This window comes from Streptomyces sp. NBC_01485 (genome assembly GCF_036227125.1).
Lineage (GTDB): Bacteria > Actinomycetota > Actinomycetes > Streptomycetales > Streptomycetaceae > Streptomyces.
On sequence record NZ_CP109435.1, the window covers coordinates 2,979,882 to 3,004,799 of the forward strand.

At 65.7% G+C, this 24,918-nt stretch carries 29 protein-coding genes; 8 read left to right on the plus strand and 21 right to left on the minus strand.

Going from position 1 to position 24,918, the window contains the following annotated elements; genetic code table 11:
• Positions 1-6: 6 nt before the first annotated feature.
• From OG352_RS13710 to OG352_RS13750, 9 genes are all read right to left on the minus strand, one after another.
• Complete coding sequence (locus OG352_RS13710; RefSeq protein WP_329217025.1) at positions 7-174, minus strand: FxLD family lanthipeptide; 168 nt, start codon at positions 172-174, stop codon at positions 7-9.
• 197 nt (positions 175-371) lie between these two features.
• On the minus strand, positions 372-1,283 hold the full coding sequence (locus OG352_RS13715; RefSeq protein WP_329217026.1) for an endonuclease/exonuclease/phosphatase family protein: 912 nt from the start codon (positions 1,281-1,283) through the stop codon (positions 372-374).
• Between the two features lie 51 nt (positions 1,284-1,334).
• A complete protein-coding gene (locus tag OG352_RS13720) occupies positions 1,335-2,264 on the minus strand; it encodes an endonuclease/exonuclease/phosphatase family protein (RefSeq protein WP_329217027.1) in 930 nt (309 codons plus the stop codon).
• A 65-nt stretch (positions 2,265-2,329) separates the two neighbouring features.
• On the minus strand, positions 2,330-2,986 hold the full coding sequence (locus OG352_RS13725) for a hypothetical protein (RefSeq protein WP_329217028.1): 657 nt from the start codon (positions 2,984-2,986) through the stop codon (positions 2,330-2,332).
• A complete protein-coding gene (locus tag OG352_RS13730) occupies positions 2,983-3,183 on the minus strand; it encodes a DUF5999 family protein (RefSeq protein WP_329217029.1) in 201 nt (66 codons plus the stop codon). The genes OG352_RS13725 and OG352_RS13730 overlap by 4 nt, the downstream gene beginning before the upstream one ends.
• Positions 3,184-3,235: 52 nt before the next feature.
• The gene (locus OG352_RS13735; RefSeq protein WP_329217030.1) at positions 3,236-3,694 is read right to left on the minus strand and encodes a DUF6302 family protein; all 459 of its coding nucleotides are present in this window, start codon (positions 3,692-3,694) and stop codon (positions 3,236-3,238) included.
• Positions 3,691-4,041, minus strand: coding sequence for a DUF6415 family natural product biosynthesis protein (locus OG352_RS13740; protein ID WP_329217031.1), 351 nt, complete (start codon positions 4,039-4,041; stop codon positions 3,691-3,693). Before OG352_RS13740 ends, OG352_RS13735 begins: the two co-directional genes overlap by 4 nt.
• 38 nt (positions 4,042-4,079) lie before the next feature.
• Positions 4,080-4,601, minus strand: coding sequence for a hypothetical protein (locus tag OG352_RS13745; protein WP_329217032.1), 522 nt, complete (start codon positions 4,599-4,601; stop codon positions 4,080-4,082).
• Positions 4,601-5,179: a hypothetical protein gene (locus tag OG352_RS13750; protein ID WP_329217034.1), complete on the minus strand. Its 579-nt coding sequence runs from the start codon at positions 5,177-5,179 to the stop codon at positions 4,601-4,603. The genes OG352_RS13745 and OG352_RS13750 overlap by 1 nt, the downstream gene beginning before the upstream one ends.
• A 257-nt stretch (positions 5,180-5,436) precedes the next feature.
• On the opposite strand from OG352_RS13750, the gene OG352_RS13755 reads away from it, so the two are divergent.
• The 3 genes from OG352_RS13755 to OG352_RS13765 are packed head-to-tail and all read left to right on the plus strand — an operon-like array spanning position 5,437 to position 7,843.
• A complete protein-coding gene (locus OG352_RS13755; protein ID WP_329217035.1) occupies positions 5,437-6,774 on the plus strand; it encodes a hypothetical protein in 1,338 nt (445 codons plus the stop codon).
• Between the two features lie 28 nt (positions 6,775-6,802).
• A complete protein-coding gene (locus OG352_RS13760; protein ID WP_329217036.1) occupies positions 6,803-7,348 on the plus strand; it encodes a GNAT family N-acetyltransferase in 546 nt (181 codons plus the stop codon).
• 15 nt (positions 7,349-7,363) lie between these two features.
• Positions 7,364-7,843: a gamma-glutamylcyclotransferase family protein gene (locus OG352_RS13765; RefSeq protein ID WP_329217037.1), complete on the plus strand. Its 480-nt coding sequence runs from the start codon at positions 7,364-7,366 to the stop codon at positions 7,841-7,843.
• 87 nt (positions 7,844-7,930) lie between these two features.
• Here the strand turns inward: OG352_RS13765 and OG352_RS13770 are convergent, their stop codons facing one another.
• From OG352_RS13770 to OG352_RS13810, 9 genes are all read right to left on the minus strand, one after another.
• Positions 7,931-8,380 (minus strand): DUF6233 domain-containing protein, encoded by a 450-nt coding sequence (locus tag OG352_RS13770; RefSeq protein WP_329217038.1) that lies wholly within the window; start codon positions 8,378-8,380, stop codon positions 7,931-7,933.
• A gap of 12 nt (positions 8,381-8,392) precedes the next feature.
• A complete protein-coding gene (locus OG352_RS13775; RefSeq protein ID WP_329217039.1) occupies positions 8,393-8,608 on the minus strand; it encodes a hypothetical protein in 216 nt (71 codons plus the stop codon).
• A 350-nt stretch (positions 8,609-8,958) separates the two neighbouring features.
• Positions 8,959-10,602, minus strand: coding sequence for a hypothetical protein (locus tag OG352_RS13780; RefSeq protein ID WP_329217040.1), 1,644 nt, complete (start codon positions 10,600-10,602; stop codon positions 8,959-8,961).
• A gap of 362 nt (positions 10,603-10,964) precedes the next feature.
• On the minus strand, positions 10,965-11,780 hold the full coding sequence (locus OG352_RS13785) for a hypothetical protein (protein WP_329217042.1): 816 nt from the start codon (positions 11,778-11,780) through the stop codon (positions 10,965-10,967).
• A gap of 6 nt (positions 11,781-11,786) precedes the next feature.
• Positions 11,787-12,113 carry a hypothetical protein gene (locus OG352_RS13790; RefSeq protein ID WP_329217044.1) on the minus strand — a complete coding sequence of 109 codons (327 nt, stop codon included), beginning with the start codon at positions 12,111-12,113 and terminating at the stop codon, positions 11,787-11,789.
• Between the two features lie 69 nt (positions 12,114-12,182).
• Entirely contained in the window at positions 12,183-12,458 is a 276-nt protein-coding gene (locus tag OG352_RS13795; protein WP_329217045.1) for a hypothetical protein, read from the minus strand.
• 12 nt (positions 12,459-12,470) lie between these two features.
• Positions 12,471-13,514, minus strand: a complete 1,044-nt coding sequence (locus OG352_RS13800) for a major capsid protein (protein WP_329217046.1) — start codon at positions 13,512-13,514, stop codon at positions 12,471-12,473.
• A 13-nt stretch (positions 13,515-13,527) separates the two neighbouring features.
• On the minus strand, positions 13,528-13,941 hold the full coding sequence (locus tag OG352_RS13805) for a head decoration protein (RefSeq protein WP_329217047.1): 414 nt from the start codon (positions 13,939-13,941) through the stop codon (positions 13,528-13,530).
• Positions 13,942-14,129: 188 nt separating this feature from the next.
• Positions 14,130-14,816, minus strand: coding sequence for a hypothetical protein (locus OG352_RS13810; protein ID WP_329217048.1), 687 nt, complete (start codon positions 14,814-14,816; stop codon positions 14,130-14,132).
• Between the two features lie 244 nt (positions 14,817-15,060).
• On the opposite strand from OG352_RS13810, the gene OG352_RS13815 reads away from it, so the two are divergent.
• Positions 15,061-16,608: a metallophosphoesterase family protein gene (locus OG352_RS13815; RefSeq protein WP_329217049.1), complete on the plus strand. Its 1,548-nt coding sequence runs from the start codon at positions 15,061-15,063 to the stop codon at positions 16,606-16,608.
• Between the two features lie 2 nt (positions 16,609-16,610).
• Here the strand turns inward: OG352_RS13815 and OG352_RS13820 are convergent, their stop codons facing one another.
• On the minus strand, positions 16,611-18,437 hold the full coding sequence (locus OG352_RS13820; RefSeq protein WP_329217050.1) for a hypothetical protein: 1,827 nt from the start codon (positions 18,435-18,437) through the stop codon (positions 16,611-16,613).
• Between the two features lie 236 nt (positions 18,438-18,673).
• Between OG352_RS13820 and OG352_RS13825 the strand changes: the two genes are divergently transcribed.
• The 3 genes from OG352_RS13825 to OG352_RS13835 all read left to right on the plus strand — a co-directional run bounded on the left by OG352_RS13825 (position 18,674) and on the right by OG352_RS13835 (position 20,931).
• Complete coding sequence (locus OG352_RS13825) at positions 18,674-19,576, plus strand: restriction endonuclease (protein ID WP_329217051.1); 903 nt, start codon at positions 18,674-18,676, stop codon at positions 19,574-19,576.
• Between the two features lie 125 nt (positions 19,577-19,701).
• On the plus strand, positions 19,702-19,878 hold the full coding sequence (locus OG352_RS13830; protein ID WP_319671755.1) for a hypothetical protein: 177 nt from the start codon (positions 19,702-19,704) through the stop codon (positions 19,876-19,878).
• Positions 19,879-20,082: 204 nt separating this feature from the next.
• A complete protein-coding gene (locus OG352_RS13835) occupies positions 20,083-20,931 on the plus strand; it encodes a hypothetical protein (protein ID WP_329217054.1) in 849 nt (282 codons plus the stop codon).
• A gap of 94 nt (positions 20,932-21,025) precedes the next feature.
• Here the strand turns inward: OG352_RS13835 and OG352_RS13840 are convergent, their stop codons facing one another.
• Positions 21,026-22,564: a terminase large subunit domain-containing protein gene (locus OG352_RS13840; RefSeq protein WP_329217056.1), complete on the minus strand. Its 1,539-nt coding sequence runs from the start codon at positions 22,562-22,564 to the stop codon at positions 21,026-21,028.
• Positions 22,561-23,097 carry a hypothetical protein gene (locus OG352_RS13845; protein WP_329217058.1) on the minus strand — a complete coding sequence of 179 codons (537 nt, stop codon included), beginning with the start codon at positions 23,095-23,097 and terminating at the stop codon, positions 22,561-22,563. The genes OG352_RS13840 and OG352_RS13845 overlap by 4 nt, the downstream gene beginning before the upstream one ends.
• Positions 23,098-23,426: 329 nt before the next feature.
• On the opposite strand from OG352_RS13845, the gene OG352_RS13850 reads away from it, so the two are divergent.
• Positions 23,427-24,905, plus strand: coding sequence for an ATP-binding protein (locus tag OG352_RS13850; protein ID WP_329217059.1), 1,479 nt, complete (start codon positions 23,427-23,429; stop codon positions 24,903-24,905).
• Positions 24,906-24,918: the final 13 nt, after the last annotated feature.

The following is a 24,918-nucleotide window of genomic DNA, read 5'->3' on the forward strand; positions in this document are numbered from 1 at the left end:
CTTAGGTCAGGCCACGTTGGTGGTGCAGGCGCCGCAGGTCTCGCCGCAGCCGTCGTCCGTCAGGTTGACCAGGCCGGCGGAGTCGCCTATCTCGACCAGCGTGACGTCGAGGTCGAAGCCGTCCGAGGTGGTTGCCGGGCTCGCCTTGGTGGTGTGGTTGATGTTGGGGCTCATGCCAACTCCTGTTCGTCGAGTGCGAGTTGCGAATGGTGGTACGACCAGGCGTCTACGTGCGGAGCGTATTGAGGGAGCTACGTCACGGAGGCAGTTCCCGGCCACCGACCCGAGGCGCTGTGAGGCCGATTCCTCAGGCCGCGTGCCGCCCCGATGAACCCGGCTCGAAGCAGCCAGCTCATCAGCGCGGCCGTCTATCAAGCCGCGATCTCTGCGGCTTGCTGATTGAGAACGTCCGAGATGCAGTCGGCATCGAGCGTGACGCGGACGATGTGGTGGTCCGACACGTCTTCGGGCACCTCAACCACGTCCACACCGGTCACCGCGGTCAGCAGGTCAGTAGTGCCGTAGACGCGGTCGACGCGGGAGTCCGGGCCGTGCGTCGCACAGGCGTTGACTGTCCGAGACACCGCCCTTCTGTTCCCCTGTCTCGCCGTCGCCCAGTAGCGGGCCAGGTCCTCCAAGCCAGCGGTGCGCAGCGCCTCGTCCGGGCGGGTATCCATCACCCGGGTGCCGTTCGCTCCGACGTACGAGCGATGCAGCCTGTGGGGCCTGTCGTCTATCTGCTCAAGCACCGGCAGCGCCGGGTCGCCCTCGACGCCAGGACCCGGATAGCTGTTGTTGTCTCCAGCAGCCAGGCATGGCATCCGTACGATCTCGCCCTGCGGCCCGGTCCACTTCTTGTCGGCCCAGGTCGAGACCCATTCCGACTCGGCTACCCGGTTCGTGCCGGACGCGTAGTTGAGGTGGTAGGAGACCAAGGCAAGCGGCATCGCCTCGTCACCGGCAGGCAGGTAGCGCATGACCAGTGCCGTGGGCGGCAGCACCCACATGGGGGCGGCCTTGTCCCACTCCCGCACCGGCCGGAATACGCGCGGGTCGGCGAAGATCGCGGTGCACGACTCGGGGCCGAGCCAGCCTCGCAGGCCGAGCACGTGCTCCAGCTCGTACAGGATCGCGTTGCCGTTGGCGTCCGCTCCCCACATCTCCTGACGGAACACGATGTGAGGGTTGAGGGAAACCAACAGCTCTTGTGCCTTCAGGCGCTTTGCCGGGTCGTTCCCGCCGTTGTTCTCGAAGTTCCAGGACAACAGAGTGATCTCGCTCATCGGTTCCTCTCTTCGTCGCGGCTCTGCTGTGGCATCGCTGTCCGTCCCGGTTCAGGCGGCGAGTGCAGGTTCGACGGACAGGGCACGGCGCAGCGCCGAGAGACTGAAGGTGGCGACCACCGGGGGGTGGTCGGATGCCTCGGTCACCTCATCGGTGACGATGACCTCCAGCCCCGTCAGGGCACCGGCGACCTGCGGCGTCGCATACAGCCGGTCGATCCGCTGCCTCGTGCCCTGGTCCGTGCGCCACAACGACGCGGTCGGTTCGAGGGCTCCCTCCAAGCCGAGTTCGGTCGCGGCGTAGTGCCCCAGTTCCACGAAGACGGGCGGTCGCCCCTCGAATTCGCCCGCGAGGATTTCGTCCGGCAGCGTGTCGGAGACCCGCTTGCCGTCACGCTCGATCGTGCGCGCCTCGAAGTGGGCCCGGTCCTTGATCTGGCTCCAGTCGGGCAGCGGATGCCCGTTGCTCGGCCGGTGCGGGTACGAGTTCATGTCGCCCCCGACGATCGCCGCCATGCCCGGCCGGCCCAGCGTGGCCACTCGTTTCGCCTCGCTCGCCCGCGTGGCGGGGTCGAAGGAGCACAGATGTACCGACGCCAGACTCAGCTTGTTCAGTGCGCCCTTGATTCGAACCACCGGGTTGCATACCGGGTGCCACATCCCGGTGCGGTGCTCGAAGAACTCGGTCGGCTGGCACAGGTCTCGGTCCACATAGACGCCGGTCGGGTTGGCCGACTCGGGGGTCGCGCTGGCAAGGAATGCGGCGTGGCCGCCGAGCCGGGCGGACTCCGCCCAGACCGCACGCCCACCGAACATGTCCGCACGGGTCAGCTCCTGGCGGAGGAGTACGTGCGGCTGGAGGGTGGCGAGAACGTCCATGGCCAAATGCCATCGTGCGTCGTCACCGCTGTTGGTGATGCCGTTGTGCTCAACGTTCCACGTGACCACGCGGAATGCGTCGTCCTCGGACGGCCTGGTCAAGAGGTTCTCCCTCAGGAGTTGGAGTTGTTCGGGCATGCCCAGCCCTGCGAACAGGGCGGGGCCGTCTAGGCGGCGGGCGCGAGGTCGTCGAGGTCGTCGAGGTCTATGACCGTGAAGGCTCGTAGGGTGCGTACGAGTTGCGAGGCCAGGAACCAACGCAGGTTGGGGCTGCCGTACGGCAGGGGTATGTCGTCACCTGCCAGGGCCCGCACACCGTCACTACCCCACTGGTACGGGGTGCCGATAACGCCGTAGAGCGGGGCACTCTGCACCATCAAGGCGATGTGTCCGTGCCGGACCAGGTTGGGACACAACTTGGCTGCGGCGCGCGCGTGCTTCAGACAGACCGGAGGCTGTGCAGTGCGTACGGTCGCGCTCGGCCCGGGAACGGTGCCGCTCTCCAGGAACAGGTATCCGTCGGGGGTCTTGGTCGATCCGACACAGACCTGGCAGAGGAGGTTCATCATCGTGTGCCGCTGCCGGGCAGGGTGCACTAGCCGCCACCGCGGCGAGCCCTCCGGCATCCCGTCCCGGCCTATCGACTGGGACGTCCGGGCCCACAGAGTGCCACGCACGTCCCGGTCGTCTCGGGTCTCGTCCCAGTAAGAGAGGCGGGAGCGGCCGTCGGCGCCGAAACTCGCACGCAGGGCCAGGAAAGTATCAGCCTCCTCACCCTCACGCGCAGTGATGTACGGAACCATGCGGCTGGCGGTCGCGGTCATACGGCTGCTCCCGTCGGCACGGCGGGACGGTGAGGAGCGATGATCCGGCCGTCCGGCAGCAACTCGCCGGTGTCCGCGAAGAGCAGCACACCGTTGCAGAGCAGAGTCCAGCCCAGCACGTCGTCCCGCAGGACGGTCCTGGCCGCCTCGCGGTCGGATGCCTCAGCCGCTGGGCATGGGGGGTCGTGCCGACACATGAGTGCTCTTCCTCTCGAATCTGCTCGTACGGGGTAGGGCCCCTCTTCGACGTCACAGCCCCGCGGGGGAACGGGGGGACGTCGAAGAGGGAGTCGTGGGTCTGCGCGCGGTGGAGCGGAGAAACTTGGAGATCGCGGTGTCGCTGTAGCCGTAGAAGCGACCGCGAGCCACGTCATCCTCGGCCGGTGGTGCATCGCCCCACTCGACCAGGAGGCAGACGTCGCGATCCAGCGACCAACGAAGCCGCGGCTGAATGAAGCCCGGTCGGCCTTCGAGCAGGTCGCACACTGCGAGGCCGATGAGCATGTTGTGTACGGGGAAGTAGCCACCACGGCGCGGGCCGCCGGCGGGCACCGCCAGGAACGGCATCCGGAGGGCGCGGACGGCGACGCTCTGCTCCAGCACGCAGGGATGCGCGAGCCGGGCGCGGTAGTAGTCGTAGTCGTACGCTTCCGCCGCGGGCAGGGCGGTTGCGGTCAGCAGGGTCGGAGTTCTGGCGGCAGTCGTCATGCGGCGTCCTTGAAGTGCCCGGTCCTGGACAGGAGTTCCACCAGCTCGCTGGTGACCCACCCCAAGCGGCGGAGGTGACCGAGCGCCATCCAGTAGTTGCCGGGCAGTTCCACAGAACGCAGGGTCCGGGCCCGCGCGATCAGCACGGCTGCTTCCTCGTCCTCGTCCGCGAGTCCGGCCACGGCGATGGTGACGATCTGCATGAGGGCACCGCGTAGGCGCTGGGCGAGTTCTTCGAGCTCGTCGTCCAGAGGTGCCTGGCAGTCCAGGACGCTGGCTAAGGCGTCGAAGGTCGCGTCCCAGTCGAGCGGTTCCCAGTCCCGGAGCTTGGCTACGAGGCGGACCATGGTGTCCGCCGTCGTGCTCGCGGAACCTCCACACGGCATCAACATACGGCTCCACCTGCCTCGGAGGAGTGCGAGAAGAGGCGCAGGGCACCGCCCAGGAAGGGCCCAACCACGTCGGTGCTGTGGAGCTTCACCGGCACCCGCTCGCTACGTCGCCACGGCGGCGTGTCCCAGCGTGCCCCGGCCGTCGGCGGCAGGATCATGCGAGCGGCGTCCCCCGCGGCGACTTCGACACCACCGAGTGCCGCTACGCGGTGGCCACTGCCGGCCTCGACCAGGAAGGTGCCCCTCTCGCCGCTCAGCAGGCAGGGCACTGAAAGCTCCTTCCGTTCGAGCCTGATGAGCGCCTCCATGGCCGCTCTGTACGGGATCGATACGGCGTCGAAGGAAGAGCACGACGCGAGCAAGACGGTGTGCGGGTTGGAGGTGAAGGCGTCCTCCATCTCACGCGGTTGGACCGGGTCAGAGCCGACGAAGAGCGTCCACCCCAGCAGATCGACGTACGCGTGAAACAGAGCAGACCGGTCGCGCGTTCTCGGAGGCCATAGGGAGGTCGTCATCACCGTGTCCTCCAGGAGCCGGGCAGGACCGATCGAACCCGGTGGGCTCTGCCGCGATGCTCCGGTCGCTGCTGCACCTCGGCCCTGGCTTCGGCGAGGCAACGGGCCAGCGGGACCGGGCTGGTCAGGTGGGGAGGGAATTCGTCCGACACCTCCGGCTCCTGCAACCACCCGACCGAGGAGGCGGATGCGGGGGCCGGAGCAGGAACTTGGATGGCGTGCCCGTTGCCCAGGCAGGCAGGTCGGGACACTCGCTCTGGCCACTGGGTCGCAGCGATCAGCTCGGGCCACCGCGCATCGGTGCCGCGAGGAACGAGGATCGCTCCCGCATCCAGCTGAGGAAGGATCAGGGCTGGCCCGAGGGGCTGCTCGTATCCCGCGAGGATCCTGTACGCCGCTTCAACGAGGATCCGGTGGCACAGCACCACATCGAAGACGACTCCGCAGTGCAACCGCCGAGGAAGCGTCGGGCGGAGACGCCAGACATCCGCCGCCAAGTCCGGGTGAGGCGCTGCCTTGGCGAGCCAGGCGCTGAGCACGTCGGCTTCCATCAGCGGCGTCGCCATCGGTGTCACCATCGAGCCCTCCCTGGTCTGAATCGCCCTCAGCCGACACGCATGGTGTGCGTCGTGTCACCAAGTGCAGCGAAGTTCGGGTGGCATGACCAGGTCCTTTGGCCGGACCTCTGTGGGCCCCCTACCGGCCTCTGACCGGCCCTTTTGCGGCCCTTTTGCGGCCCTTCTGCACGTCGACGGGGCAATTCGAGGAAGACCGCTCCCGCCGTGCCTGACACAGCCACTACGGTGAAATCAGAAGGAGAGACCGAGAGGCGTCCATGTCCGAGCTGGAGCGCGTGAACACCCATCTGTGGCGGCTGCGCCTCGACTTGGCGCGCTCGCAGGAAGAGATCGTTCAAGATCTCAGGGACTGCGCTGTTCGCATGCACGCACAGGGCAAGCTGGACAAGCGCGTGGACTTCAGCGTCCGGCAGTGGCGGAAGTGGGAGGGCGAGAACCCTCCGTGGCCGCACCCTCCCACTCGCCGTGTTCTCGAAGAGTTCTTCGAGCGGCCGATGGTCGAACTCGGCTTCGCACCCCCGCGCGGAGAGCGACCGACACCTACCAAGGCGGCGCCCTTAACCCGACTCGCGTCCGCCGCTCAGGAAGCTCTTACGGAACTCGTACCGGTATCGGCTGGCCCAGCCGCCGGCCAGAGCCTTCCATGGCTCATGTCCCCAGGCACCGGCTCAGCCAGCGCATCAGAGTGGCGGATCGGCGAAGCCGAAGTCGAACTCCTGCGCACGGCCGCTGACGACATGGACGCCATCGACCAGCAGTTCGGCGGAAACCGCCTGTGGCGGCCCACTCGCGCTCACCTGATGTGGGTCCATCAGATGATCGACCGTGGCATCTACGACGACAAGCTCGGCCGACAACTCCACACTGTCGCCGGAAAATTCACGACCAGCTTGGGCTGGTTCTGCTATGACGCCGGACTCCAACCGGAGGCCCGTGCGTACTTCTCGGAAGCTCTGAACACTGCCAACTTCACGGGCGACGACGCGCTTGCCAGCCGCACCCTCAGCAACATGGCGCGCCAGGCCGTGGACCTGAGCAAGGGCCGGGAGGCCGTACGCTTCGCGCGGCTCGCACAGGCTCACGCCCAGGAATGGTCCGCGCCGCCTCGCGTAGCGGCGCTCCTCGCTATCCGGGAGGCCCAGGGCCACGCGACGGTGGGGGATGACATCTCCTGCGAGGCGAGCATCCGGCGCGCCTGGAAGGAATGGGAACGCGGGCTGGATGACCGCGACCCGGACTGGACGACCTTCCTCAACGAAGCCGAACTGGTATGCCTCGAAGGAATGTGCCGACTCGACCTCGGACAGAACCTCCGGGCACAGAAGCTCCTCGCGCGATCCGAGGCGTTGCAGGACATTGCGCATTCCCGGAACCGGGGGATGTGCCTCGGCCGACTGTCCGCCGCCGCTCTGTCGACCGGAGATCTCAACCACAGTGTCGACGCGGCAGCGGAGTCGCTCCGGCTGATCCAGGGCGGCATGCGCTCGGCGCGCACGGTCCAGCAGCTGACGATCGTCCGGGATGGACTGGCCCCGCACCACCGAAGCAGCGAGGTACGGGACCTGTTGGAGCAGATCCGCGAATGCGTCGCGTGATCACCGCATTGAAGGGAAGTCGCAAAGAGTGGACGCGCAGTTTCAGCGGCATGACGGGACTACGGCCAAGGCCGTCTTGGAAGAGCTGGTCGACGTCTACGCGGAGGTGTACAACGTGCCTCCGTACATCGGAGACCCGTTCTTCTCCGTCCAGTCGTACCGTGACCGTCTGCTCGCTGCTTTCGACATGCCCGGCTTCGAGACCGTCACCGCGAGCCAGGACGGGCAGATCATCGGCTACGTCCATGGCGTGACCTTGGCATCGGACAGAGCCTGGTGGGTGTCACTCGGCAACGACCGCCCTGAAGAACTCCGCCGTACCGCCGAGGATGGACAAATCTTCTGGCTCCGGGAGCTGATGGTGCGTCCCGACCACACCAATCAGGGCCTCGGCAGGCAGCTGCACGACACGGTCATCGCCGGGCGCGCGGAGACGGTCACGACTCTCACCTGCATCATCGACAACCAGCCTGCCCACGACGCATACCTTCGCTGGGGCTACAGCATGATGGGACAGATCAAGCACGCGCCGGAGAGCCCCGTCTACGACGCGATGTTCCTGCCCTCTAGCTGATCCAGGAAGACCTGTATGCGCCACCCTCACTCTGAGGCCCCGGTCGCCCTGACCGCGGGTTCTCGGGATCGCCTCGCCTCCGAGCCAGGCGCTCTCTTCGTATATGGAACGCTGCAATTCCCGACGGTCCTGGAAGCACTGATCGGCCGAATACCGTCTGGCAGGCCAACGGCCGCACCCGGATGGCGCGCCGCCGCGCTCGAACGCCGGGTCTACCCCGGCCTGGTCGCGGCTCCAGGGTCCACCGCGACCGGCCTCCTCATGGAGGATTTGACACCGACCGAGTGGAAGATCCTCGACGACTTCGAGGACGACCGATACGACCTTCGGGAGATCACGCTCGCGGAGGGCCTGACGGGATGGGCCTACGTCTGGCCCGAAGGCGAGGTTCTCCCCTACAACTGGCAGGCCGACTACTTCGCAGATCGTCACCTCGCGGCCTACACCGCTCGATTCAAGGCCCGCGTCGCACAACGGGAATCGCCTGCTTGCTGATCAACTCCATGGTTCGGCCTCCCCAGGTGGAGGCCGAACGCATCGGGGAGCCGGGCGCCGCCGTAGCCGGTCCGGGATCCGTCCAACTCAGTCCAAATTCATGCCGAGTTCGGTGTCCGGGCGGCAGAATCCGCATGCCTGCACCATCGGGTCGAGCAGCGCCGCGCGGGCGTCGTGCGCGGTGATCGGATGCGTCGGGCCGGCGCTCCGACAGTCGTCGGTGTGGATGCGGGCTGGCTCGGGCCCGATCGCCCTCGGCTGCCTCTCCACACTGAAGCCGGTCGCCTTCGGCCCGCGCTGGCTCCCTGCGAAGGCAGGCAGGGCGGCCGGACGCTGCCGGGGCGTCTGGGCAGGCTGAGGCGTTGCGTGGCCTTCGGCGCGACCCAGAGCCTTGGAGACGGCATCGCGCTGAAGCCGCAGGTAGAGGCCCACGGTCTCGTTGTCGGTGATCTGCTGGTCGAGGTGCCGCAGGATCGCCCGGAGGCGAGGTGTATCAGGCGGTAGCGCGGACATGGCCTGTACCGCTGACCACGTCAATGCCTTTCACCTTCAGCTCCTTTCTTCCCGTCCGACACTGCGCAGCTGCTGCCAGGCTGCCGGAGTCAGGCCGCCGCGCTCTGTCCAGTGCGGATGGAAGAGCACCGCGGTCGACAGCTGGTACAGGCGACGCCGCAGCCCTGTGTGGCCGGGCAGGTCGGCGAGCTGACGGTAGGCGGAGATCCACTCCTGCCGTGCCTGAACGAGGTCGTCGGGGAACGGTCGCATGACCGGATTCAAGCATGTGTTCGATTTTCTGCACCACTGGGAACTCACCCCCGCACCCAATGTGACTGGCACCAGAGTTGGAGAGCGGGCTACCTGGCCACTTGAGTGGCTGTTGGCCACCATGTCTTCGCAGTTCCCCGGGACAGCCTGGACGGCGCTCTTGGTCGCGATGAACACGTAGGCAGACATGCCGCACAGGGTGAACGGGCCAGGCGGCCTGCGCCCCCGACTTCGCGGCCGCGTACGCGGCCGTCCGGATCCAGCGCGGAGGAGAGACGCATCATGGCGGACGAGCCCATCGAAACTGCAGTGAGCCGCTGATACTCGCTGAGCGAAGGCTGTGCGAGGAATCAGTGAGGAACCACCAGGGTATTTTTATCCCAGTGCAAATTCAGTAGATCAATGTTCGAGGATGCCCACTCGTTCACCTTTCCCGCATTCCAGTTTCCTGACAGATAGAAGCGGGTCGCCGAATAGTCGAATACATTCCTGGCCTGCTCTATTCTTCCTCGACGCAAATATTCGAAGGCGAGTACTTCGGTAAACTCTCCAACACCGGCCAGGTCGCCGCCATAGAACGGCGGCATGAAATATTCATTCGGATCAATTGGTGCACTGCTACCTGCAACGAAGTTCTGATATATTCTGGATCTTCCGAGTATCGTGCCCGGGCTTGTCATAGCTGCATCAATCGGATTCGTGCCTTCTGAGCACTTCTTGGCCGCCTCTCGCGAGCGGTCAAGGAGTCCTGAGATGACGGCACTCGGCAGCTTTTGGGTCCGCAGAAGGTATGCAAGCGCCGAGATCCAGACCTGTTCTGAATCCCGGAAATATGATGCCATCATGAGAGCGGGAAATATTCCCGGGTGGCTGACTCGATTTCGGATATGCCCCATGAGGCACCGCATGATCATGCAGTAGCGAATAGTACCTTCCATACCCGAGGAGAATGATAGGAGGCTGGAAGAGAGGGCATTCAGGCAGACATTCGGATCCACGGAGGAAACTAGGACGGTCGCGAGAAGATCGACCAATTTCTCTGGAACCTTCGACTTCAACTGCAAGTAATTACTTTTAAGGGCTACCTCGGTGTCAAGGAGTCCTAGAGCTGCTAGTAGCTCTCGCAGATCACCTTCGTAGACAAAAACACCGGGTCGACAGAGAAGCCTGCGCTTGGCTGGTATCTGCATGTCGTATTCGAGATCTTTAACGCACCAAAGCTGTGCATTGCCTCCGTGCAGATGATCGTAGAGGCTCGGCTCGTACCCTGAATATCCCAGAAAGGCTACCGGATGATCCAGCCAATGCGGCGCGACAGGCAGCTGGATCACCTCACGCGTGTAGGAGCAGACCACGTCCCTTGTCTGAAACGAGCCGTGTGGATGGAAGACGGTTATCGCGTCGGCTTGCGTAAAGGACTCGCCGTTCCCTTTGACGCGCTGGCTCGGGCTCGCGACAAGAGCTTCGTAACCTAGTTCTCCGAAGGCGCGCTCCTGCAAAGTGTCCCAATTCACCGTGAAGCACAGTGGTGAGGAGGCAAATCCATCGTGGTAGTACCTCGCGACAGCTCGGTGCAGATCGTTTGGCCTTGCCTCCCCATTCACGTCATTGAAAAAGGAGAGCAGAGACGCCGAGAGATCAAATCCCGCCAATTCGAAGAGATCCAATAGACTCTCAAGAGGCCAGCGAGGCTGGATTGTCTCGATCAGCTGCTGGCGCACGTCGCCTGTGAAGGAACTAGGAATCAGGAGATCGAGGATCGATTCGGTAACGGCCGCGCCGGAAGGAAACCCTGACGGATCCGGCACTGAGAATATGGATCCAGTCCAAAGTAGGGGTTTCTCCTTTCTGATCCAGTCGGCCGCACTTTTCGCGTTTTCGAGTATGGTCGGACTAGACGTTCGCTGCACTTTCACGTCTGGGTTCTTCGCAAATACCCATTCGGCGGGAGGAATTCCTAGTCGAAATTCTCCCTCTTCGCCGTCGCTCGCCATTTTGCCTCCCATAGGAGCCTTCTCAGTGGATGGGTATGGCGGCTCCTGATGGATCTGGTGACATACACTTCCGCAGGCGGCATGAGTACAGTAGACCGTCGCGAGCACAGGGACTCAGTCAGTCGAAGTTCTTGCTCTCCGCCTGCCGCTTTGCCGTTTACCTCCGGTGGTCGACTTGCGACGCCTCTGCAGATGCCTGCGTGTCTATCGTCTACCGATCTGGGCGGCCTGTCGCGCGGAGTCGGCGTGCGGTGGTGCGTAGCGTCCGGAAGATTCGGCTCACGCCCCCTACGGAGTCTGGCGGAGCTATCGTCGGCGGTGCCTACGGCGTTCAGTCACACCCACACGGACGCCGAAGCTGACTACCCGTCGCTGATGTCCGGACGCGGACCAAACCCCCGCCGACAGCGCGGATGGGAGATCGGCCACTCGGCAGCATCTTCGACGCTCCGCACTGTGCGGTTGGCCTTGTCTGTGTCCTGATGGGAGGTCCAGCCGCAGTCGAGGCCGTCGAAGACCTCGACCATGGCGACGCCCGCCTGGCGGGTTTGGTTGAGGGTGCCGGCGTTGTAGGCGACGGCCGACTTGGCGAGGGTGGCGGCCTCGGCCCAGGCACGGACCGGGACGCGAGCACCATTGCGGTAGACGACGTGGGTCAGCTTGTGCTCGGCGGCGAGCCTGGCCGCCAGATTCTTCGCGGCCTGCTTCACTGTCATGTTGCCCGCCGCGAGCAGCGGGACCTCTCGGCGGGCCGCCTCTCGCGCCGCCCGATAGAACTGGTTCGCCATTCGCTCGGCTTCCTGTGAACGGCGCAGGAAATCAGCGTAGGAGTCAGCCGCGAGCGACTGTAGGGCGTCGCGGTGGAACGCGGTCCAGGAGAAGGTCACGTCGAGGGCCTCGGCGGCGGATTCAGCACCAGAGGCGTACAGGTGAGGAAGCTGCCGCTGGACGAACTGCCGGGCCTCCTGGTCTACGCGCTGGCGGAAGGCGCGGATCGCCTGCTTGAACTCCTCCAACGTCGCAACGGTGTGCGGCGTCCTCGGGTTGTCGGCGAACTGGGTGATGACGGCGCGCTGTTTGGCGGCGAGTCGCTGCCAAGCGTCCTCGAGTACCGCCGCAACGCGGCGCGCGATCTCGTCCGAGTCTCCGGGCACCAGCGGTGGCCACTCGTACGGCATGCCGGTCTACCGGCCCCGGCGAGTGCGCAGCAGCGGCGCGGTCACGAGGTCAGTGCTTTCCTCTCCTGCTGCCAGTTCGTCCGGCGCGACCAGGTCCACGAGCGCGGTGATCTGGCGTTCGAGCCCTGCGAGGTTGTTGCTCTGGTCGATGGTGACCACGCCGTCCACGGTCATGCGGAGCGGGTCGGCGAGCAGCTTCGCGCGCCGCTCGGCCAAGACCTCATTCGCGACAGCGCGAGCGGAGGTCAGCCGCGCGTAGCGTGCTTCGAGGTCGGAGGTGTCAGTGGTGGGGCCGAGCTGAGCCAGCAGCCAGGCGCGTACGGCGTTGTCCACGAGGTGCTCCTGTCGTACGAGGTGAGGCCCGGCACCGTGGCGGTGCCGGGCCTCCCTGGTCGTGTGCTGCTACTCGATGTTGGCGGCCGCCATCTTCGTCGCGCGCCGCCTCGGGGCCTTGGCCGGCTCCGAGGCAGGATCCGCCACGGAGGGCGTCTCTCCCGCCTCACCGTCTGCGCCGATCGGGTTCGGGGTGTCCTCCTCCGCAGAGGGAGCCTCCCCTGACCACGCGGCCGGGTTCGGGATGAGTAGGGCGAGCCGCTCGGGAACCTCCTCCCCCGCTTCCAGCCGGATCGAGCCCTGCTCGGGGTCTCGTACGAACACCGTGCGCGCCAACTTCGCCATGACCAGCTCCTTTTAGAAGACCGTCGCCGCGATGTGGATGTCCGGCACGTACAGCACGGGCATCGCAGCAGCGGCGGAGATCGTGGATAGCTGGACTGGGGTACGCGTCTGCACGTGGGTGGTGATCACGATGCCGGGGGCCTCCTCGGCAGTGATGACTCCCTTGCCGCGCAGCTCGATCGCCTCGGCGGTCAGGCCGTACTGCGTCTCCCCCCACTGTTCGCGGCGCGGCGGGATCATTGCCCACAGCGACTCCGGGGTCGTGCGCACCAGGTTGTCGCTGCTGTCGTACGCCTGCACGTCGTAGGTGGTCACGGGCGGCAGGTTGTATTTGGCGCGGACCCGGTTGACCTCCTCCGGCGCGAGCATCCCGGTCGGGATCTGCTCGGTGGATGGCGAGTTGTGGAACGCGGCCCGGTACTCCGCCGTGGCCCCGAGCAGCGACAGCGCCTTCTCCGAGCTGATGACCCGCTCCGGGCGCGGCGCGCCGATGCTCTTCAGGTACTGGATCCACGCCAGCTCGTCGGTGATCGGGGCGGCTGCATCCGATTGGGACCACGGCACCGCCACCGTCGGCCGGTTGGCGGCTGGCACCTTCCAGTCCACATCGAGGGCGACCCCGGGCAGGGACACCACACCGGTGGACAGCATCTGTCCGGCGGCGATCTCCATGGCAGCCTTCGTGGCCTCCACGTGCTGTTCGAGGTCGTCGTACAGCAGGTCGAGGAACTCGCTGGTGTCCTGGCCGCGGTCGACGGCAGCCAGGATGATCTGGAGCTCGGAAAAGGGAAGTTCCTGGCCGACCCAGGGCAGCATGCCTTCGTTGATGACCTGCTCGGCACGCCGCCTGGCGAGCGTCGGCGCGGCTTCCCATGCGCGGAACTTCGCCGCGTTGACGCGCCGCTTGCTGCTCTTCGTACGGAACTTGACGTTGTCGATGTTCCGTTCGGCGAACACCTCGCGGGTGAGGAGATAGTCCTCCGGCGTGGTGATCGCTCGGATGAACGCTTGGATGTCCTCGGGGACGATCGCCTCAAGAAGCTTCTCAAGTGCCATGGGGTCTGCCTCCTTACCGGTAGTGGATGAACGCGGTCGTGTTCGCTGCGGCCGGGGGCGCGAAGGTGACGGGCAGCTTCGACGTCTGCACCTCGCCGCGCCACAGCAGTGCGCCCGCGGTCTTCGCAGAGCCGGGGGTGAACGCGGTCTCGGCAACGAGGAATCCGGCGAGGATCTGGGTGCCGTCGCTCGCCGCGGAGTTGTACGGGGCGTACAGGCCAGATGCGGTGATCTTCCCCAGTGGGATGCCGGACTTGATGATGTTGCGGGGCTGGTTGAGCGTGCCCGCCGTGTAATGGGTGCCTGACGTCAGCTTGCTGGTGTCGACGGTGATCGTCTGGGCTTCGTGGACGCCGTCCAGCGAAGTCAGCCATGTGCGGTCGTCGGTGACCGTCGTGGCAGTGGTGAGGACCTGGTAGTCGCTCACGATGTCTCCCTCTTGGGTGCGGATCGGATTCCTCCCGCACCCGGCGCGAGCGGCAAGGGGCGGTGTCCACGAAACGACGACGGCCGAGCCGCGCCAAGGCGTGGTCCCTGATCAAGCCCGACCGGCGTCCGGAAGGGCGTCCACGTTTTGAGGGGGCGTGGTCCCAGAGCCATGTCTCGTTGACGTGGTCAGTCGCTGATGAGCCCTCGTCGCCGGGCCATTTCGAGACCCGCCGCTCCGCGCCTGGGCGGAATGCCTCCGCGCTTCGGCGGACCGCCGGCGGGAGATCCGCCCGGAGCGGGCGGCACGGTCTCCCGGGCCAGGCTGAACAACTCGGGGCGCCGCCCTTTCAGTTGCTCAGCGGCAGCGACGACAGCCTCCTCGCCGGCGTCGGGCTGGTCGTGAAGGGCTCGGTCGATCAGGAGCACCGCGTCATCAAGGTCGTCCCCGGCCGCGCCGAGTCCTCCGAGGGCGGCACGCCGGATGGCGGCGCGCTCCCTGGCCAGGGCCTGCGCCTCGCGCGTCTCGGCTGACCTCAGTTTCTCCTCGGCGGCCTGCTCACGGCGTTCGACCTCGGTCAGCGCGGCCTGGTCAGCGTCGCGCTTCGTCGTGATGAACTCGGTCAGCGCCTCGGAGTTGTCGAAGCCGAGGTCGCCGAGCAGCTTCTTCACGGCAGCCCGGCCGCCCTGGGTCTTCTCGCGGGCCAGCAGCCGCGACAGGTCTTCCTGCGTAACGCCGCCGCTCGGGGCGTCGCCCTCGTCGCCGGGCTTGTTGGAGTCGTCGTCGGACGAGGCCCCGAGGATCGGATAGATCGGCCGCCCGTCACGGCGGTGCCCCACCGGATCGAGCGGGTTGGGGAGCGAGGGGCGAGTCATGCGTGAACCATCCACAGGTCTCCAGCGCCCCCGCGCCGATGATCAGTGTAACAGTGCTGCCGCTCCCCCCAGCTCCACCGACACAAGGAGTGCTTGAGCAACGGATGCACAAATTGACAGCTGAACGACCTCAACAGGACAAGCGACACAGGCAGACCTACGCTTGATTCGTCACCATAAGCCTCATGCATTGATCCGTGCCCGTGGACTGGAAGTCGCACCTACGACCAAGGGGCGCTGCAAAATGGGCTGGCAATTCGAGCTTCGCGACGCCAACATCGTGGCATACCTTACGCGATCAATATCCGAGGAGCCTCCTCGCACCAAGGGCGAGGACCTGGTGCGATTCCTGGGAGCGTTGGGGCATAACCCACAATCTCTAATATCAAGTGACCCCGTCTGGATCGAGAGAATATCGGCGAGTGCAGGAGAATCGAGCCGACGCCTCGACCGCAGCCTCCGCGGCAAAAGTTGGAGTGAGTTCATCAGCCCACCTTTGATCAAAGAGGCACTTTCGGACGTGCGTCGGATTTTCGAAAACTTTGACCTGTACGCCCTCGTGGCCACAGGAGATCAACATAGTCACGACCGAGAGGACGCCTTCTTTCGGCACTCTGCTTACAGAACTGGACACAATGCACTGATCCTGAGTCCCCATGATGGAATGGGGGCAGATAGCTTGGATTTTTTCGACCCACTACCTCCTGTGCAGCTAATCGCCAACCATCCGGAAAATTTCCCTGGTGTGCTCTTTTGGTTGAGAACAGGAGAATCAACATTTGCTCCGCTTCCTGAAGCAGAATTCCTATTTCATCAACTCGCAGGAGAGCTTGATTCAGGCACCATTGGACTGTCCAGGATCATCAATGACTACAACCGTAAAATCTCGGGAGTTCGACGCAGCCGCATCTTGCATCTCAGCGACCTACATTTCGGCAACCGTAACGCGCTGGACAAAGAACCGTACTTGGAAACATGCCTTCTGAGCAGGCGGGGCGACTTCGACCGGATCGTCATCACAGGCGACCTCTTCGACAATCCGAGAACGGACGACTATAGAGCGTTCTACCGGTTCTTGACCTCTCTGAAAAATTGGAATCCGAAGGATCCAGTTCTGGTGCCGGGCAATCACGATCAGCGAGTCTTCGGCAATAACTTTGGGAGGATAGGTGAACAGTATCAGCAACTAGCCAACATGAAGTGGGGGCCGGGAGTTGTAATCGATAAAGACCTGCATTGCGCATTCCTCTGTTTCAATTCGTCAGAGGAGGGAGATTGGGCGCGCGGGAAAATCTCAGAATCGCAACTGCGGAGCGTGGCTACAGATCTCCAGATTGAACTGAGCCGTAACGAAGAGCTGAACGACTACGAGCGAATCGCGGTAATCCATCATCACCCCTTCCCCTATGCTCCGGAAGAGCTACCGGTTCAGAGGGGGCGCAAGAAGCTCTTCAGAGGCAATGAACGATTCATCCAGATGGAGGATGCGGATCGATTTCTATCGTGGTGCGCAGCCCGTCAGGCACCACTTATTCTGCACGGCCATAAACACATCTCCAGGCATCGATCCGAAACCGTACATCCTGGACATGCACCCCCCAGGGAAATAACAGCTGTTGGCTGCGGCACTTCACTTGGGGTAGGGGGAAAACCGCTCTCCTACAATATAGTCAGCTGGACCCCTGGCGCGGAAAGGTGGTCTGCAAGTTTCTTCAGCGACCCAGGTGATGGGAGCGGCTTCCGTCAAGATTACCTCACCCTTTATAGAGGCCCCCTGCGTGATATCGCGTAACGTCAATCTTGGGCAGGCGGAAGCAACGACACAGGGTGGACTTCGCTATCTACCTCGGGCATTCCCAGGTACTCACGCACTGCGGCGTTGTCGCCTGTGGCATCGGCAAGGCGGGCAGCGGCCTCAAAGGCGCGAGACTGGATACGCTCGATCTCGGCCTTTACGTCGTCGATGGGGTATCCGACGTCGATCAGCATTCGGATGCCGGTCTCCACGGACAAGACGCCAGCGCCGACGCCCTTGATGACTTCGTCGAGAACGGCGGCTCGGTCGGTCGGGGTGTGCGGTCCCCACATCAGGCGCGCGGGCAGCGACTCCCCCGCGGGCCAGCCTTCGGCCTGTCCGGCTTGGTGGAGACGCTGCACCATGCGCAGCAGGACGATGTACTTGTGGTTGCGGGCCAGGCGCATGGCGGCGACAAGCGAGTCGAGCGGACCGAGTGCGAGCTGTAGCGCGTAGCCGGACGGTAGGGCGGTCGGGTCGAGGGTGCCGAGGCCGGCGGCGGTGAGACGGCTGTTCGCGGCTATGCGGTCGAGGATGTGGTCGACGCGGGCGCGCAGTTCGGCGAGTTGCGCCGCGGTGTTGAGGACATCCATGCGCCCGTTGTCGTTGAGCTGCCACACCGTCCCGGCCCGCACCCTGACCGGGAGCGGCTGGCCGGTGGAGCGGTCGATGGGCAGTCGGGCGCCGGCCAGACCGATGATCGGCGAGCCGGTGGTAGCCGAAGCGCCAGAGCTGTCGGTGTCCGTGGCGGACAGTTCGTCGAGGGCCTGGAGGACGGTGGCGACGGTGGGCTTGCCCCAGTGCTCTCCGCTGGCGGGGATGCTGTTCGTGATGTGGACGACGGGTATGAAGTCCGCCATCAGGTCGAGCCTGTCGAGGACTTCTCCGTCGGAGCGGACCCGGTATCGGGCCTTGTGCATCGGCAGGTCGTACAGCAGGTCGGCGTACTTAAGGTCGTCCAGGTCCCATTCCGCGTCGGTGAGATGGCACGTCCACGGGGAGGGCCGGTTGGGCGCCCACGGGTAGGCGCGGGTGATGAGTCCCGTGTCGGCGTTGAGCGCATCGCCCTTGCCCAAGATCGGGTCGCCGCTGTCGGTATACAGGTACTCCCGTGCTGGGTTTCCGTCCTTTGCTGCAGCGCGCCGGCTGGCCGGACCGATCGGACCGAGTTCGTAGGTGACCCGCCGAAGCCTCGCCTTGAGCCCGCGCCGTTTGTCCTCAGGCAGCTCCCAGGCCAGGTGAACGCGCAGCGGGAACTCGGCACCGTCCTGCTCCCCGTCCTCCGGCCACTCGGGGAAGTACAGGCCCGGGTCCCAAGTACGCAGTAGGACTCGGCCCTTCGCGGGATCCCACGCCAGGGTGTAGACGGCGTCGCCCAGTAGGATCGCGGTTCGCTCGGCCTGCTGAAGGCGCAGCGGCAGCATTTCCTTCTCCGCCCAGGTTCTCAGCTTGTCCTGTGCGGCCAGCGCCGCGGCCGCCTCAGGGGTCGGCTCGTCGTCGGTGTGCTCTGCTCCGGCGACGCTGATGACCTGCTGGGAGCCAAGAAGGTAGCCGAGCGCGGTGTCGACCAGCTTTGAGGCGTCGCCGAGTTCCCTCCGCTCGATGCCCGCCTCGTCATCGCCCGTCACGGCGGCGACCTGGCCTGCCTGGTTGGAGTCGTACGCGGCCAGGAGCCGGTAGGCGGCCAGGCGTCGCAGATCCTCGTCTGGCATCCAGGAGCGGGTCAGTTCCGCCCAGGTGTTACGGCCGGGTCGGCGCGGGTCGGCCATGGCTGGCTTGTAGTCCAGCCAGCTCCAGACGTCGGTGATCAGCTCGCGCAGGCCCACAGTGCCCCTCCAGCAGTCGGCCCCGCGCCGCAGACAGCCACCCTACGTGCCCCACACCCACGCCAAGAGTCACACATAACGAATAGATAACGGCAAGCAGAGGCAGGTGAAGGGTTTCGTGCATATTTCAGCCGATATATGCCATCTGAGCACCGCCCCTGTTCACGTGACCGACTAAAGTCACCATCTCCAGTCAGGGTGACCGAGGTAGTCTTCACGGCATGGGAGGTGAGGAGATGTCCGAGGATGAGCTGAAGCTAGGCGAGGTAATAGCGCGGCACGATCTGCATGCTCGGTTCGGCGGTACCCCCCAAGGCGGTATCTCACCATCGACCCAAGCTCAGATGGTCATGGCCTTCGTCACCGAACGGCCAAACCCAGATGACTTCACAGGGTGGGGGGAGGACGGAATCTTCCACTTCTCGGGCGCCGGTATTCACGGCGACCAGGAGATGACAAGGGGGAATCTGGCACTACTGCGCCACAAGGAGCAGGGTCGCGCGGTGCACCTGTTCCACCAACTCCACAAGCAGGCACACAAGCCCGGTCGGCTCTATCGCCACCTGGGCCGCTTCGAGGTCGACGCCGAGCAGCCGTACTACATCGCGGACGCACCAGACGCGAGCGGCCACATGCGGAACGTGATCGTCTTCCGGCTGCGACCAGTAGGCGCTAGCGTCCCTGAAGGGCCCCGCTTGCCAGTCACTCCGCTTACTGAAACACGCATCACCCAGGCACCCGAGATCACCGTTGCCGGCGTGCGCCGACTGCCTCAGGAATCCCCAGACGGCATCGTCGGACGCTTGACCGCCGATTATGCGAGCCACCTGCGCGGTCTCGGACGGGAGGCCGTCAGCGCACAAGTGCGGGTGAAGGGCGAGACCAGGATTGCCCGCGTCGATCTTCTGGATGCCACCAAGAACAGGCTCATCGAGGTGAAACACAACTCCACCCGGCAGTCAGTTCGAGGTGCGATCGGCGCTCTGATGGACTACCGGCGCTTTTTCCACCCGACGCCCACCCTCACGCTGCTCGTGCCCGCAGCGCCGAGAGAAGACCTCCTCGACCTCTGCGCGTCCCTGTGCATAGAGGTCGTATGGCCGAACCCAGAAGGAGGCTTCACATCCACCCATGACTAACGGCTGAGGCAGTACGCGCACTGCAATGCGCCGCCGCCTCAGCCGCCGTCTGGTTACCACAGGGGTCCTAGTCGCTGTGAGTAACCGTGTGCCCATGTCCAGCAAAGAACAGGAGCTACTCCATTATGTGCGAAAACAACGCCGTACCCGAAGTCACCAGCGGCCACGACGCCGCCGCGGCCCGAATGTACGGGCTCGCCCTGGTGGCCGGCGTGCTGCTGATCGTCTTCGGGAACACCAGCCCGGTCGAGGCCACCGGGTTCGTTTCACCGTTCCTGGTGATGTTCGAGCAGCGCCGCTAGCTTGACCGTGTCGGCTGCCCCACCCCCCGGGGCAGCCGACGCCACACCCCGACGGCTGGCTCGCGCAGGCCCACAGTGCCCCTCCGGCTGTCGGCCCCGCGCCCCGCCTACGGGACGTCTCTCCTACGTCGGACCTCCGCAGTCCCCAGCGCCTCGGTCTGGAAATTCCGAGCAGCCGAACGCTCCGGGGTCGAAGATTCCGTCATGAACAGCAACCTGCCGGATGATTGGTCCCCAGCGGACAATCCGTACTCGATCGCGCTCTCGGAATCGAGCTGGCTGCGTGCCACGGTCGCCTTGACCGTGGCACGCATGCACGGTGACGACGTCCAAGTCGGCTGGTTCAGCTCCCGGCAGATCGACGCACGAACACTGGTCGTCGCCCTGCGCCAGCTCCTCGCCGCGGTCAAGCTCGAACGGATCGCCCTCACAGACCTCGGCATGGATCCCGCGGTGATCACCGCATTCGATGACGCCGAGCAGGTCTTCCTTGACGCCCTGCCGAACATCAAGCACGTCCGCGACGGCCTCACTCACTTCGAGGACTGGGCCCGCGGCAGGGGCGGCGGGCCGCAGAAAGACGCCCGCAAGACCGCTGACCCACGCGACGTAGCCCGCGACTTCTGGAGCTTCGGCTACGACCCGCTCACCGACACCGTCACCATGGGATCGTTCACCCTCTCCGTCAGCGCGGCAGTCCCCGCTGCCAATGCACTGTGCGATGCGATCTACGCCGCGACACGCGCGGTCGACCAGCGGAGCACGGCCGAACTACGGGACCAAGTCGTCCAGGCGCTGACCGACGCGACGATTCCCTGTACTCCCCCACAGGACCCGGTCCTCGTCTCGCAGGGTCACGACATGCGTGTCTGGCTCTCCTTCAATCTCAGCAGCGTTCCGGGCGGAGAACACAAGGAACTGGCAGAGCGTGTCGCGACGGTGATGGCTCACGCCGGGCTGCGGCTGACGTCGTCGGCGTTCCCGGAGGCACAGGACATCGCTGACCGCCTGCTCGCTGGTGAGCCGCTGCGTGTAGAGAGGAATGGCCCGTAGATCGGCAAGTCCCCAGGTAGGCCACCGGGGGCCATATCCTCCTGGGCAGTTTCCTCTTGGGGCCGTTTCCGGTCGTGCGTCTGCCCTCGCCAGTTCAGCGGCGGCCGTCGAAGCGGTCGTCATCGGTGTCGGTGGGCAGGGTGTCGAGCTGGTCGGGGTCGGCCAGTTCGGTCAGTCCGTGCACGGCAGCGTCCATGCGGTCGGGGCTGTCCATTCCCTCGACCCAGGTGACCATCTGACCTTCCAGCTCGGGGTATTCGCCGACGTGGTGCACGAGCTGCTGTTCGTACAGCTGGGCTACCGGAGCGGCCCGCAGGCGTTTACCGACCTTGGCGGTGACCTCCAGGATCATGGGCATGAGAAGCCCCTTGGTCACGCCCTCGCGGCGCAGCTGCTCCCACGCCTGGGTGACGATCTGCCGCGCCATGTCTCCGCCGTAGTTCTTCTCGACCACGATCGCGTCGGCCTTGAGTTCGAGGGCTAGACGGCATGCGGCCAAGCCCCAGTCGTTGGCGCCCATCGAGCCGGATCGGTCGGCCAGGACGTACAGCTGCCGGTCGAAGTCGCGGCCGACGCCGATGACGCCTGTCTCGTCGCCGACGGTGGTCTCTCCGCCGGCGGGGTCGACGGCTACGACAATGCGTGCCATGTCGAGGCCGGAGAACTGGACGGCGTTGATGCGGGCGGTCTCGATCCACTCCCGCTTCCAGACGCCTCCCTCCGGCGGCCGGGGCTTCTGCAAGTAGAGGGCGGCCCAGACGCGTTCGCCGACTCGCTTGCGGGTCTTGGCGTGGTGGGTGACGTCGAAGCGTACGGGCCACAGCGCCTCGCCAGGAGCGCGGCCGAGCGGATCGTCGGGACTGTCGGCGATGGCGGGCAGGTCGATGACCCGCCAGGCGTCGCGCTCGGTGGCGAGGATGCGTCCGGCGAGGTCGTCTTCGTGCCAGCGGGTCTGGATGAGGCAGATGGCGCCGACGGGTTCGAGTCGGGTCTGCAGGACGGAGGTCCACCAGTCCCAGGCGCGCTTGCGCATGGTGGGGCTGTCGGCGTCGGCCATGTCCTTGACCGGGTCGTCGACGATGGCGATGTGTGCTCCGCGTCCGGTGAGGCCGCCACCGATACCGGCCGCGAGGAGGCCGCCTTCGCCGCCGACTATGTCGAAGCGGTTGGCGGCCTGGCTTCCTGCCTTGAGCTGGATGCCGAGGTCGTCGCCCCAGGTGTTGATGGCGTCCCTGATCCACCGGCCGTGGTCGTCGGCCAGGTCGGCGGAGTAGCTGGCGATCATCATGCGGTGGCCGGGGTTGCGCCGCAGGTACCAGAGGGGTGCCCAGCGGGAGGCGCGTCGGCTCTTACCGTGCCGCGGGGGCATGGTCAGCATGACGCGGTCGCACCGGCCTGCGGCCATGTCGATGAACGCCTGGTCGATGAGGTCCAGGTGCGGCGCCTGCATCTCGCGTCCGTCGGTGAGGACGGCGGCGAGCGCACCTGGCGAACGGTCCATGGCGAGTTGGCGTTCGGCGCGTGCCAGCTCGGCGCGCAGCGTGGGAGATGCGACCCGTGCGATCGTGCGGCGCCGCGCTGGCGGGAGGGTCTTGTACTGGGCGATGACGCTCTCTTGGTCTCGCGGGGTCATTCCCTGTCCGCCTCGGTGAGCGCGATCAGGGCGTCGAGTTCGTCCACGGTCACGCTCTCGACCTGGACCGGTCCACCGTCCGGGCCGGACAGTTCCGCTCGGACAGGCACGTCGAGGCCGAGCAGCCGTGCGCGGCGCTCCATGATCCGTAGGGTGCGGTCGATGGCGGCGAGGTCCTGGTCGCGGACGGCCTTCTTGTAGGCGACGAAGAACAGCCGGTCGAGTCGGTCGGCCTCCAGCGCGCGCAACTCGTCAACGTCGTCTTTCAGTTCGGCGCGGCGGCCGGCGAGCGCAGTACGGACGTCCCGGCAAGCGGCATGAATCAGGGCCTCGTTGGTGGGCGAGTCCTGGTTCTTGCGGTACCGCTCGATCCCATACCCCTGCGGGTAAGCGATGCCGTCGGAGTTGACGGTCGGGTCGGCAGCGAGCTTGCGAGCGATCGTCAACCAGTCCACGCCCGCGAGGCGTAGATCGATGGCGTCCGAGCGGCGGCGCGCGATGGCCGCACGCGCGGCTTTGTCGGGGCGTCCCACGGCGGGGGTCCTCCACAGCTCGGGTGCGCCCCCGCGCCCGCCACCATGATCGCACTGTGCGCTTGCCTTCCACACCAGCGGCCGGGCGCAGGAGCTGAACACTCGGTGGGTTGTCGTCCGCGCATGGGCTTGTCCAGGAACACTCGGGCCTACGGCCAATGGCTCCAGTACCATCGGTTTTGGGTGGGGGCCTGTCGTGTGCGACAGACTGAGTGCGCGGTGGGGCGTCCCCCGAATCTGGAGTGCTCGCCCGCTCGGTTCCGCTGGATCTCCCGGACGACTGCACTCCGAGCAACGCTCGTAACGGGGAAGCAGGGCTGGAACCACCCATGACGTACGACATCGCGGCCCCCGAGCCCGCGGGAATGGTGGCTTCGCTCAGCTCCCTGGGGTACTCACTGCCGGCAGCCGTCGCGGACCTCGTGGACAACAGCATCTCGGTGGAAGCCCGGAACATCGACGTCGAGTTCGCCTGGTCAGGACGGGACTCCTGGATCGCGGTGGTCGATGACGGCTGGGGCATGACCGCTGAGGAGCTCGTCACGGCGATGACCGTGGCGGCTCGTGGGCCTGCGACGTCGCGTTCCTCCGCAGATCTGGGCCGCTTCGGCGTCGGCCTGAAGTCGGCCTCGTTCTCCCAGTCGAGGCAACTCACCGTGGCCACCGCCAAAGCCGGTGGTGAATGGCACACACGCACCTGGGACCTCGACGTCGTCGAGGAGTTCGGCGAGTGGCGACTGCTCCATGGAGCCGACGACGACACAACAGCCGTGCTGGACAGGGTCCGTAGCGCCACCGGCCATGGCACGATCGTGCTCTGGCGACGGCTCAACGGCTACCACGGCGGAGACGTCAGCGAGGACGACGAGCGCACCCAGAAGCAGTTCTACGCCGAGGCGGCCCGCACGGAGTTGCACCTCGGAATGGTCTTCGCCCGCTTCCTCACCGGGACCCGACGTCGGAACCTGCGAGTGTCCGGGACCCCGGTGGAACCCTGGGATCCGTTCATGGGCAACCACCCCTCGGTCCAGCGGCTCCCCATTGAGGAACTGCCTCTCGGTGGCAGTTCCATACGGGTCGAGGCATTCATCCTCCCCAGCGCCCACCGGCTCACGCCGGAGGAGTACGGCAGGGCCGCGGGGCCGCAGGGGTGGCTCGACCAACAGGGCTTCTACGTCTACCGCCGGAACCGCCTGATCCTGGCGGGCGACTGGCTGGGGCAGAGAGGCATGCGCCGCGAGGAGAAGTACAACCTGGCGCGCATCGCCGTCGACATCCCGGCCGAGACGGACGCCGAGTGGGGCGTTGACGTGAGGAAGTCGAGCGTCGTCCCGCCAGTCGGTCTGCGTCCGCACCTCCACCGCATCGCGCGGCAGGCCCGGGCGAAGGCCGCGGACGTACTGCGGCACCGCGGACAGGTCGCTGCGCGTACCCACGGTGATCCTCTGTCGTACGCGTGGAACGTGCGCCGACCGGACGGGAGGGTCACCTGCAAGATCAATCGCAGTCACCCACTGGTCCAGGCTGCTCTGAGACCTGGCGGCAACAGCACTGCAGACGTACGAGCGTTGATCCGGCTCTTGGAGGAGACGGTGCCTGTCGCCGCCCTCCGTGTGATGCACGAGACGGACACCAGCGACGACCCGGAACCGTTCGGTGGACCGGGGCCCGCCGACGAGGCAGCGAACGAGGTCGCACAGCGCATCTACCAGTCGCTCGTCTCGGGCGGCCGCTCGCCGGCCGCCGCGCGCGAGAGGTTGCGGACTATGCCTCCCTTCGACCAACTGCAGGGCTTCTGGAGCGGATGAGCCCTGAGCCATT